Origin of the sequence: Rhodococcus sp. IEGM1339 (assembly GCF_050321925.1) — a bacterium.
GTDB classification, from domain to species: Bacteria; Actinomycetota; Actinomycetes; order Mycobacteriales; family Mycobacteriaceae; genus Rhodococcus; species Rhodococcus pyridinivorans.
In genome coordinates, this window is sequence record NZ_JBNQFT010000008.1 from 19,076 (window position 1) to 29,553 (window position 10,478).

General features: G+C 68.0%; 10 protein-coding genes. 4 read left to right on the forward strand and 6 right to left on the reverse strand.

Annotation, left to right across the window (positions count from 1 at the left end):
- Nucleotides 1–58 precede the first annotated feature (58 nt).
- From ACQR3U_RS10545 to infC, 4 genes are all read right to left on the reverse strand, one after another.
- The gene (locus ACQR3U_RS10545; RefSeq protein ID WP_230810539.1) at nucleotides 59–871 is read right to left on the reverse strand and encodes a TrmH family RNA methyltransferase; all 813 of its coding nucleotides are present in this window, start codon (nucleotides 869–871) and stop codon (nucleotides 59–61) included.
- Nucleotides 872–909: 38 nt separating this feature from the next.
- Nucleotides 910–1,290 carry a 50S ribosomal protein L20 gene (gene rplT, locus ACQR3U_RS10550; protein ID WP_006553977.1) on the reverse strand — a complete coding sequence of 127 codons (381 nt, stop codon included), beginning with the start codon at nucleotides 1,288–1,290 and terminating at the stop codon, nucleotides 910–912.
- A gap of 67 nt (nucleotides 1,291–1,357) precedes the next feature.
- Nucleotides 1,358–1,552, reverse strand: coding sequence for a 50S ribosomal protein L35 (gene rpmI, locus ACQR3U_RS10555; RefSeq protein WP_006553978.1), 195 nt, complete (start codon nucleotides 1,550–1,552; stop codon nucleotides 1,358–1,360).
- 71 nt (nucleotides 1,553–1,623) lie between these two features.
- Complete coding sequence (infC, locus tag ACQR3U_RS10560) at nucleotides 1,624–2,346, reverse strand: translation initiation factor IF-3 (RefSeq protein ID WP_033097706.1); 723 nt, start codon at nucleotides 2,344–2,346, stop codon at nucleotides 1,624–1,626.
- Between the two features lie 316 nt (nucleotides 2,347–2,662).
- On the opposite strand from infC, the gene ACQR3U_RS10565 reads away from it, so the two are divergent.
- A complete protein-coding gene (locus tag ACQR3U_RS10565; RefSeq protein WP_230810538.1) occupies nucleotides 2,663–3,028 on the forward strand; it encodes a DUF1844 domain-containing protein in 366 nt (121 codons plus the stop codon).
- A 96-nt stretch (nucleotides 3,029–3,124) separates the two neighbouring features.
- Here ACQR3U_RS10565 and uvrA read toward each other — a convergent pair whose 3' ends face one another.
- Complete coding sequence (gene uvrA / locus ACQR3U_RS10570; protein ID WP_006553981.1) at nucleotides 3,125–6,118, reverse strand: excinuclease ABC subunit UvrA; 2,994 nt, start codon at nucleotides 6,116–6,118, stop codon at nucleotides 3,125–3,127.
- Nucleotides 6,119–6,251: 133 nt separating this feature from the next.
- On the opposite strand from uvrA, the gene ACQR3U_RS10575 reads away from it, so the two are divergent.
- Nucleotides 6,252–6,941 (forward strand): MBL fold metallo-hydrolase, encoded by a 690-nt coding sequence (locus ACQR3U_RS10575; RefSeq protein WP_121209228.1) that lies wholly within the window; start codon nucleotides 6,252–6,254, stop codon nucleotides 6,939–6,941.
- A 97-nt stretch (nucleotides 6,942–7,038) separates the two neighbouring features.
- Here ACQR3U_RS10575 and ACQR3U_RS10580 read toward each other — a convergent pair whose 3' ends face one another.
- Nucleotides 7,039–7,290 carry a hypothetical protein gene (locus ACQR3U_RS10580; RefSeq protein WP_230810537.1) on the reverse strand — a complete coding sequence of 84 codons (252 nt, stop codon included), beginning with the start codon at nucleotides 7,288–7,290 and terminating at the stop codon, nucleotides 7,039–7,041.
- 194 nt (nucleotides 7,291–7,484) lie between these two features.
- Here ACQR3U_RS10580 and ACQR3U_RS10585 point away from each other — a divergent pair, with 194 nt between their 5' ends.
- Complete coding sequence (locus ACQR3U_RS10585; protein WP_230810536.1) at nucleotides 7,485–9,179, forward strand: alkaline phosphatase D family protein; 1,695 nt, start codon at nucleotides 7,485–7,487, stop codon at nucleotides 9,177–9,179.
- 162 nt (nucleotides 9,180–9,341) lie between these two features.
- Nucleotides 9,342–10,385 carry a DoxX family protein gene (locus tag ACQR3U_RS10590; RefSeq protein WP_024101156.1) on the forward strand — a complete coding sequence of 348 codons (1,044 nt, stop codon included), beginning with the start codon at nucleotides 9,342–9,344 and terminating at the stop codon, nucleotides 10,383–10,385.
- Nucleotides 10,386–10,478: the final 93 nt, after the last annotated feature.

A 10,478-nucleotide genomic window follows, 5' to 3' on the forward strand; every position in this document is an offset into this window, starting at 1 on the left:
AACGGGTGATCTCGGTGGGTGCGGTCCGGGCCGGAGGCCGCGGCGCACCCGGGAAATCCTATGTGATGGGCCGAGCGGCCCGATGTTGCACCCGCGCGCTCGCATACAGGCAGATCGAGGCGGCGGTGGCGAGGTTGAGCGATTCGGCGCGTCCGCGGATGGGGATGCGGACGCGGTGGTCGGCGCGGGCGGCGACCTGCGGATCGAGTCCGTGGGCTTCGTTGCCGAACAGCCACGCGGTGGGCGCGGCGAGTAACTCGTCGGCGTCGTCGAGGTCGATCTCCCCGTCGGCGGCCGTCGCGAGGATCTGCACGCCGGCCTCGGCGAGCGTGGCCAGTACCCGGTCGGTGTCGCGTTCGCGCGCGACCGGCAGGTGGAAGATGCTGCCGGCCGAGGAGCGCACGCACTTGCCGTTGTGCGGGTCGACGCTGTCGCCGGCGAGGACCACGGCGTCGGCGCCGACGGCGTCGGAGACGCGGATGAGGGTGCCGGCGTTGCCGGGTTCGGCGACCGCGACGGGCACGGCGATCAGCCGCGACCGCGGGGTCACCGCTTCGGCGAGCGGCACGTCGAGGGTGTCGCACACGGCGACGAGGCCGGGCGGGGTGACGGTGTCGGACAGCCGGGCGGCGGCCCGCTCGGTGACGATCCCCACGCGCACACCCTTGTGGCGTGCTTCGTCGACGACCGTCGCGTACCGGCCGGCGGCCGCCTCGGTGACGAATAGTTCGTGCACGCGTGCAGCGGCGAGCGCCTCGGTGACGGAGTTCTCACCCTCGGCGAGGAACCGCCCGGTCTTGCGACGCTCGGCGGTCCGGAGCAGTTTCACAGCAGAAACGACCCGTGGTGTGCGCTCGGTGAGCGTGTCCACGGGTCGTTCCTGGATGTTGTCGTAGCTCAGGGCAGCACTCAGGCAGCCGGAGCGTTGACGTCGGCCGGAAGGGCAGCCTTGGCGACGGCCACGAGGCCGGCGAAGGCTTCGGCGTCGGAGACGGCGAGCTCGGCGAGGATCTTGCGGTCCACCTCGACACCGGCGGCCTTAAGGCCCTGGATGAAGCGGTTGTAGGTGATGTCGTTGGCGCGGGCAGCAGCGTTGATGCGGCTGATCCACAGCTTGCGGAAATCACCCTTGCGGGCGCGACGGTCGCGGTAGGCGTAGGTCAGCGAGTGAAGCTGCTGCTCCTTGGCCTTGCGGTACAGACGCGAGCGCTGTCCGCGGTAGCCCTTCGAGGCCTCGAGAATCGAACGACGCTTCTTCTGGGCGTTGACGGCCCTCTTCACGCGTGCCACTGGTTATGTGTCCTGTCAGAGTTCGGGGGACGAACGAGGTGTCCCCGGATGGATCGGTCGGAGAGGCTCAGAGCCCGAGCATGCGCTTGACGCGCGGAGCGTCGGCGTCGGCGACGACGGCCTTGCCGTCGAGGCGACGCGTCACCCGCGAGGACTTGTGCTCGAGCAGGTGGCGGCGACCCGCCTTCTGGCGCAGGACCTTTCCGCTACCGGACACCTTGAATCGCTTCGCGGTGCCGCTGTGGGTCTTCGACTTGGGCATGGAGTCCTCAGTTCTTGTCGTGTGCGTACATCGGTGCTCACGGACAGCACCGGATGTGCTGCCTGAGCGGGCTAGTTGCTCGGGGCGTCGCCCGTCCCGGGAGCCGGCGCGGACGGCGCGGACTCCGTGGTCGGGGCAGCGGAGGCTGCCGGGCGCGGTGCGGCCTGCGCCGGTGCGGCCTGCGCGGCTTCCTGAGCCTTCGCGCGGGTCTTCGCACCCTTGTGCGGGGCCAGCACCATGGTCATGTTCCGGCCGTCCTGCTTCGGACTGGTCTCGATGAAGCCGAGGTCGGCGACATCGGCGCCGAGGCGCTGCAGCAACCGGTATCCGAGTTCGGGGCGCGACTGCTCGCGGCCGCGGAACATGATCGTGACCTTGACCTTCGAACCGGCCTCGAGGAAGCGCACGACGTTGCGCTTCTTGGTCTCGTAGTCGTGGTCGTCGATCTTCGGACGGAGCTTCTGCTCCTTGATCACGGTCTGCTGCTGGTTCTTGCGCGATTCGCGCGCCTTCTGCGCGGCTTCGTACTTGAACTTGCCGTAGTCCATGATTTTGCAGACCGGCGGCCGGGCGTCGGGCGCCACCTCGACAAGGTCGAGGTCGGCTTCGATTGCCAGGCGGAGGGCATCTTCAACACGCACGATTCCGACCTGTTCACCGCCGGGTCCGACGAGCCGGACTTCGGGAACTCGGATGCGTTCGTTGATGCGGGTCTCAGCGCTGATGGGGCCTCCTAGGTAGAGCGGTGTGGTCGGTTTGACCGCACCGCAGCACGTGGCCCTACTCCTCGACAAGAAGACCCCGCTGTGGTGCCGAGGCTCCACGCGGGGTCCGATACCGACCGGTCGACGGACCCAGCTCACGCTGCGTGATCCGCACCGCCCGATGCAGGGCGGACATCCGGGCTTCTACACCCGGAGGACCGGACCTCTCAGCTGCATCTATGCGCCGCCAGAGGTGGGAGTCGGACTCCACTTTGCTGCCCACGGAGGATCACCGCGGGCGGTCGTGGGATCAAGTCTAACAAAAAGCCACGTCGACGACGAATCGGCGCGTCGGCGCCGCACCCGCACGGTCGGCGCCGAGCGGCGCGACCCTATGCTCGACGCTATGACGGATGCTCCCGAGACCCCCGATCAGGACGCTGCGGCGGAGGATGTGCGCGAACTCGCCGACATCCCGGCCGTCGAGGTGATCAGCCGCGCAGCCGTGATGCTCATGAGTTCGGCCGCCGAGAAGCTCGGTCTCGCCGACGACGATCCCGACAGCAGCGCGCGACGTGACCTCGACGAGGCCCGCCGCGTGATTACCGCACTCGCCGGCCTGATCACCTCGTCGGTGGAATATCTCGGTCCGCACGCCGGCCCGCTGCGCGAAGGACTGCAGGCACTGCAGCGCGCCTTCCGCGAGGCGTCGGCGGTGCCCGACGAGCCCGGCAAGGGCCCGGGCGAGAAGTACACCGGCCCGGTCTACTGAGCCGAACCGGAGTCCCGCCCACTTCACGCTCCCCGGCTGCTTCACGAGCCACGAGATCGAGCCGCCCGCCTCTTCCGAGGCGGGCGGCTCGATTCGTCAGCTCGCGGCCGCCACCTTCTTCTTGGCGGTCTTCGCCTTCGTGGCCGACTTCGTAGCGGCAGTCTTGGTCGCGGTCGCCTTGGTCGCCTTCGTCGCGCGCTTGCGTACCGGCGCGGAAGCAGGTGCAGTGATCCGCCCGTCGAGGATCTCCGCAAGGAAGCGTCCGGTGTAGCTCTCCTCCACCGTGACCACCTCTTCCGGAGTACCCTCCGCGACCACCGTGCCGCCACCGGAACCGCCCTCGGGACCCATGTCGATGATCCAGTCGGCGGTCTTGATGACATCGAGGTTGTGCTCGATGACGATCACGGTGTTGCCCTTGTCGACCAGACCGTTGATGACCCCGAGCAGCTTGCGGATGTCCTCGAAGTGCAGGCCCGTGGTGGGCTCGTCGAGGATGTACGCGGTGCGCCCGTTGGAACGCTTCTGCAGTTCGGCGGCGAGCTTGACGCGCTGCGCCTCACCGCCGGACAGGGTCGTCGCCGGCTGGCCCAGGCGCACGTAACCGAGACCGACCTCCGCCAGCGTGTTGAGGTAGCGGTGGATGGAGGTGACCGGCCGGAAGAACTCCGCCGCCTCCTCGATCGACATGTCGAGCACCTCGGCGATGGTCTTGCCCTTGTAATGCACCTCGAGCGTTTCGCGGTTGTAGCGGGCGCCGTGGCACACCTCGCACGGCACGTACACGTCGGGCAGGAAGTTCATCTCGATCTTCAACGTGCCGTCGCCCGAGCACGCCTCGCACCGCCCGCCCTTGACATTGAACGAGAACCGACCCGGCTGGTAGCCGCGCACCTTCGCCTCGGTGGTGGAGGCGAACAGGCTGCGGATCTTGTCGAATACACCCGTGTAGGTCGCGGGGTTCGAGCGCGGGGTGCGGCCGATCGGCGACTGGTCGACCTGCACGAGCTTGTCGAGCTGGTCGAGTCCGTTGATGCGGGTGTGCCGTCCGGGAACCTGCCGCGCGCCGTTGAGCTTGTTGGCCATCACCGTCGCGAGAATGTCGTTGACGAGTGTCGACTTCCCGGAGCCGGAGACACCGGTGACGCAGGTGAGGACGCCGAGTGGGAACGCCACGTCGATCTCGCGCAGATTGTTCTCGCGGGCGCCGACGACGGTGACCTGCCGGCCCTTGTCGATCGGCCGCCGGAGCGCGGGGATCTCGATCTCCTCGCGTCCGGACAGATAGGCGCCGGTGAGCGATTCCGGGTTGTCGAGCAGCTCCTTGTAAGTGCCGCTGTGGACGACCGTCCCGCCGTGCTCGCCCGCGCGCGGTCCGATGTCGACGACCCAGTCGGAGGCACGGACGGTGTCCTCGTCGTGCTCGACGACGATGAGCGTGTTGCCCAGATCGCGCAGTCGCGTGAGGGTGTCGATGAGACGACGGTTGTCGCGCTGATGCAGACCGATCGACGGCTCGTCGAGCACGTACAGAACGCCGACGAGACCGGATCCGATCTGCGTGGCGAGACGGATGCGCTGTGCCTCACCACCGGAGAGGGTGCCCGCGGCGCGCGAGAGGGTGAGGTAGTCGAGTCCGACGTCGAGCAGGAAGCCGAGCCGGGCCTGGATCTCCTTGAGGACCTGCCCAGCGATGGCGGCCTCGCGGGCGCCGAGGACGAGACCGTCGAGGAAGCGTGCGCACTCGGCGATCGACAGGTCGCTCACCTCGGCAATGGACATCGCACCGAAGTCGCCCGCGCTGACCGTCACGGCCAGAATCTCGGGACGAAGGCGGGCACCGGCGCAGGCCGGGCACGGGATCTCCCGCATGTAGCCCTCGTAACGTTCCTTCGCCTGCTCGGACTCGGACTGCTCGAGACGGCGGTGCAGGAACGGCATGACGCCCTCGAACTCGGCGTAGTACGAACGGACGCGGCCGTAGCGGTTCTTGTAGCGCACGTGCACCTGCTCGGTGCTGCCCTCCAGCACGGCCTTGCGCACCTTGACGGGCAGTTTCCGCCACGGGGTGTCGATGTCGAATTCGAGGGCGTCGGCCAGGCCGGACAGCAGTCGGCCGAAGTATTCGGCGCTCTGGCCCATCGACCAGGGCGCGATCGCGCCGTCGGCCAGGCTCAGATCCGGGTCGGGCACGACGAGATCGGGATCGACCTCCTTGCGCACACCGAGACCCGCACACTCGGGGCACGCACCGTAGGGCGAGTTGAAGGAGAACGACCGCGGCTCGAGTTCGTCGATCGACAGCGGGTGCGCGTTCGGGCACGCCAGGTTCTCGGAGAACCGACGCTCGCGATCGGGGGCATCCTCCTCACGATCGACGAAGTCGAGCACGACGACACCCTCGGCGAGCCGCAGCGCGGTCTCGATGGAGTCGGTGAGTCGCTGCTGCGCGCTGGGCTTGACGGCGAGGCGGTCGACGACGACCTCGATGTCGTGCTTCTCCTGCTTCTTCAGCTTCGGCGGATCGGACAGCGGGTGGACGACCCCGTCGACACGCACGCGGGAGTAGCCCTGGACGGTCAGCTGCTCGAAGAGGTCGACGAACTCGCCCTTCCGGGTGCGCACGACGGGCGCGAGGACCTGGAAACGGGCCCCGGCCTCCATCTCCAGCACCTGGTCGACGATCTGCTGCGGCGTCTGCCGGGAGATCTGCTCGCCACAGACCGGGCAGTGCGGAGTGCCGGCCCGGGCGTACAGCAGACGCAGGTAGTCGTAGACCTCGGTGATGGTGCCCACGGTGGACCGCGGGTTACGGTTGGTGGACTTCTGGTCGATCGACACCGCAGGCGACAGGCCCTCGATGAAGTCGACGTCCGGCTTGTCCATCTGACCGAGGAACTGGCGGGCGTAGGCCGACAACGACTCGACGTAGCGCCGCTGCCCCTCGGCGAAGATGGTGTCGAACGCGAGGCTCGACTTGCCCGAACCCGACAGCCCGGTGAACACGATCAGACTGTCGCGCGGCAGGTCCAGGTCGACACCACGCAGGTTGTGTTCCCGGGCTCCACGCACGATCAGGCGGTCTGCCACGCCACATCCTTCCTGTAGACAAGGCCGGAATTCGGCCCTCAGCCATGGTAGGCGCGGGTACCGACACGTTTCCGTGACGAACAACCGCGCGCCTCAGGCTCACGCGCGCGCACCCGAAGGTAGGTTTGGCTGCATGACGCAGCAGCCCGTGATCATCGAAGACACCTACACCGGCGACGTCACGCCCGGCGGACCCGCGCAACGCCGAAGGATTCCCGGAGCGAGCATCGTCAAACTTGCCGTCGGCGAGATGAACAACAACACCTATCTCGTCACCGACGACGCCACCGGCAAATCCGTCTTCATCGACGCCGCAAACGAACCCGACCGTCTCGTGCGATTCCTCCGCGACAACGCGCCGGAGCTCGAGCTCATCGTCACCACCCATCAGCACTGGGATCACTGGCAGGGTCTCGAGCGGGTCGCCGCGGAGACCGGTGTGCCTACCGCCGCACACGAACTCGACGCCGATCCCCTGCCGGTGACGCCCGACCGGATCCTGACCGAGGGCGACACCGTGCAGATCGGTGAGCTGAATCTCGAGGTGATCCACCTCTCAGGACACACTCCGGGGTCGGTTGCGTTGGTCCTCACGGAACGGGGCACGGGTCGTACGCACATCTTCACCGGCGATTCACTGTTCCCCGGCGGCGTCGGCAAGACCCCGAACGACGACGCCTTCCGATCGCTCCTCGGCGACGTCGAGTCCAAGATCTTCGACCGCTTCGACGACGAGACGATCTTCTACCCCGGACACGGCAAGGACTCGACCCTCGGAGCCGAACGTCCGCATCTCGGCGAGTGGCGCGAGCGGGGCTGGTGACGGTCCGTCTCGGTCCGCCTCGGGCCGGACGGCACTCGGTACGAGGCCTAGCCTGCGACGGCCGGATCTGTGACACCCGATCGTGCTCGCACGACGTCTAGTCGGGGGCACCGTCCCTGTCGGCCGACCCTTCGCCCTTGCCCGCTCCGGCGGGCTCGTCCCTCGAGCGCTCGCCCGCCATATCCGCGAAGGCCGATCCCGAGACCATCCCGTTCGTGCCCGGCACGACCGTGGTCGGCCGCGCTCCCCGTTCGTACATGCGGTCGATCTCCTCGGCCTTCTCCCTCGCCTGCCGTTTCTCTTCGTCGTCGAGCCGATCCCAGCGGGTCGGATTCTCCGCGTCGGTCATGTCCGGGCCCCCCTTCCAGCACGCGGCAACGACCCGAGCGGGCCGCTTGTGCTGCGTCCGTTCCAGCGTGCGCCCCGTCGCAGAGGCGCGGAGGCCGAACGAGGATCGGAGTTCGCCGGAATCCTCCTGTGCTCCACTGCCGCGAGTACGCTCGAGAACCGGACGAGCTCGCACGAGCACGGAGGCCTGACACTGTGGCGGATCTCGTACTGGGGCCGGTGCTCAGGCACATCGGCGATACGGACGCCACGATCTGGGTGGAGACGTCCGAGCCGTGCACGGTGCATGTGCTCGGCAGTTCCGAACACACGTGGACCGTCGCGGGGCACCATTACGCGCTCGTCACCGTCCGAGACCTCGAACCCGGATCGGTGACGCCCTACGAGGTGGATCTCGACGGCCGGGTCGTGTGGCCACCCGTCGGTGTTGCATCGCCGCTGATCAGGACCGCGGAAGACGACCCCGAGGATTTAGTGCTCGCCTTCGGGTCGTGCCGGGTGGCCTCGGAGAGCGCGGAACCGACAGCCGTCCTCGGAAAGGACGCTCTCGTCGCCTACGCGCAGCGCATGCGTTCCCTACCGGTCGACGAATGGCCCGACGCGCTGTTGCTGCTGGGAGATCAGGTCTACGCCGACGAGCTGTCGGAGGAGATGAAGCGACGGGTCGGTGAGCGTCACGATCTGTCGGAACCGCCCGGAGCCCAGGTACGCGACTTCCACGAGTACACCTGGCTGTACAGCCGGTCGTGGTCCGAGGACAACGTCCGATGGCTGTTGTCGAACGTGCCGACCTCGATGATCTTCGACGATCACGACGTGCACGACGACTGGAACACCTCCTATTCGTGGCGCAGGGAGATGGAGGCCTCCGCGTGGTGGGAGGAACGCATCGTCGGGGCGTTGGCGTCGTACTGGATCTATCAGCATCTCGGTAACCTCGCTCCCTCGGAGCTGGACGAGGACCCGCTCTACGACCGGGTGCGGAACTGTGCCGGGGACGCCGAACCGATCTTCCGTGCGTTCGCGTCCGGCGCCGACGAGGAAGCCGACGGCAGTCCGGGAGTGCGATGGTCGTATCGCCGCGATTTCGGACCGGTGCGTCTGCTGGTGATCGATTCGCGGTGCGGGCGGGTGCTCGCGCCCGACCGGCGCGACATGGTGTCCGATCCGGAATTCGACTGGATCGAGGAGCAGACCGACGGCGACTACGACCACCTCCTGATCGGCACGTCGCTGCCGTGGCTCCTCCCCCGCACGATGCACGACCTCGAGGCGTGGGACGAGAAGCTCGCGTCCGGTGCGCGCGGTGACCGATGGGCGCGGTGGGCCGAGAAGCTCCGGCGCGCCGCCGATCTCGAACACTGGGCGGCCTTCCGCGATTCGTTCGAGCGACTCGCCCGTTTGTTGCTGGATGTCGCTGCCGGGCGTCGCGCCGAAACATCCGGCTGCGCGCCCGCGACAATCTGTGTCCTTTCGGGCGACGTGCACCATGCCTACGCCGCCCGCGTCCGATTCGCGACGCCGACCGCCGGCACGGTGTACCAACTGACTTGTTCGCCCCTGCACAACCACGTCCCCGCAGCTGTCCGGGTCGCCTTCCGCGCCGCATGGGGACGCAAGGCGGAGCGCGTCGTGCGGTTGCTGCTCGGTCCGGTGACGGCCGTTCCCGAGACGTCGTTCTCGTGGTCGAAGATGGCAGGTCCGAGCTTCGGGAACCAGATCGCCACCCCGCGGACGCGAGGACGCGTCGCGCACCTGACCATCGAGCGCAGCGTCGACACCGCCTCGGGTCCGCACCTGTTCGAGACCGTAACGGATCTGCCGCTCACTACTGAGGATCGGCCGCCTGAGATTCCGACGTCCCGCGCGGCGAGTCGGCCGTCGAGGTGATGTCCGGGGCGCTCGTCGACGACGAAATTCGGGTTTTTTCGAGTTTCCGTATGGCCCGAAATATCGTTTCGTACCCTTCGGCCCTGCTTCGTGCATATTCCCGTGACGCTTGGGGTACCTGTGTCAGGGTTTGGAAACACAGCCGACCACGGGAGGAACCACATGCTCGTCCGGAGAATTGCGCGGCCCATGCTCGCGTCCATCTTCATCGCCGGGGGTATCGACGCCCTGCGGAAGCCCGAGCCGAAAGCAGGTGCCGCGCAGCCCGGGCTCGATCAGGCTGTGAACGCCTTGCCGGCGTCGATCACCGACCGGCTTCCCAGCAATCCCGAGACTCTCGTCCAGATCAACGCCGCAGTGCAGATCGGCGCCGGGACCCTGTTCGCACTCGGGAAAGCACCTCGTCTGTCCGCTCTCGCGCTGATCGGCAGCCTCGTGCCGACGACCGTCGCGGGCCATGACTTCTGGAACGTCGAGGACCCCGAGGCCCGCGCCCAGCAGCGCACCCAGCTCATCAAGAACGTGAGCCTGATCGGCGGTCTGCTCATCGCCGCCGTGGACACCGAGGGCAAGCCGTCGCTGGGCTGGCGGAGCCGTCGCGCCGCGCGTGCCGCGCAGAAGTCGGTGGCCGCTGCACTGCCGGGCCATTCCTCGGACGGTCACACGGCCGAAACGCTGCACACCGTCGCCGAGCGGGTCAAGACGCTGACGGAGGAAGCCGGCGAGCAGGGTGGACACATCCTCGAGATCGCCAAGGAACGTGCACCCGAACTCGCAGAGGCCGCACGCGAGCGGAGCAGCGGACTGCTCGAGGTCGCCCGCGACCGCGGCCCGGTGCTGACCGAACGGGCGCGCGATCGCAGCGCCGAGATCCTCGGTGTCGCGCGTGAGCGCGCCCCCGAACTCGCCGAGGGCGCCCGTGAACGCGGCACCGAACTGCTCGGGCTGGCGCGCGAGCGCACCCCTGAGCTCGCCGACGTCGCCCGCAAGCGTGGCTCGAAGCTGTGGGACACCACGGTCGATCGCAGCTCGGAATGGGCGAAGCTCGCCGAGGAGCAGTCCGCGATCCTGAACGCTCGGGCTCACGTCGCCGCGGAGAAGGCCCGTCTGCGTGCCGAGGCCGCGCGCAAGCAGGGCACGAAGGCGGAGAAGAAGCTCGCGAAGAACCTGAAGGCGCTCGAGAAGAGCATCGAGAAGAAGAAGTAGTCCGGTACGGCACCGTGGTGGGGGGGGGGGGGGGGGGGGGGGGAGTACAACACCTTTCATTTTTCTTCCTTCCACCCCCCCCCCCCCCCAACA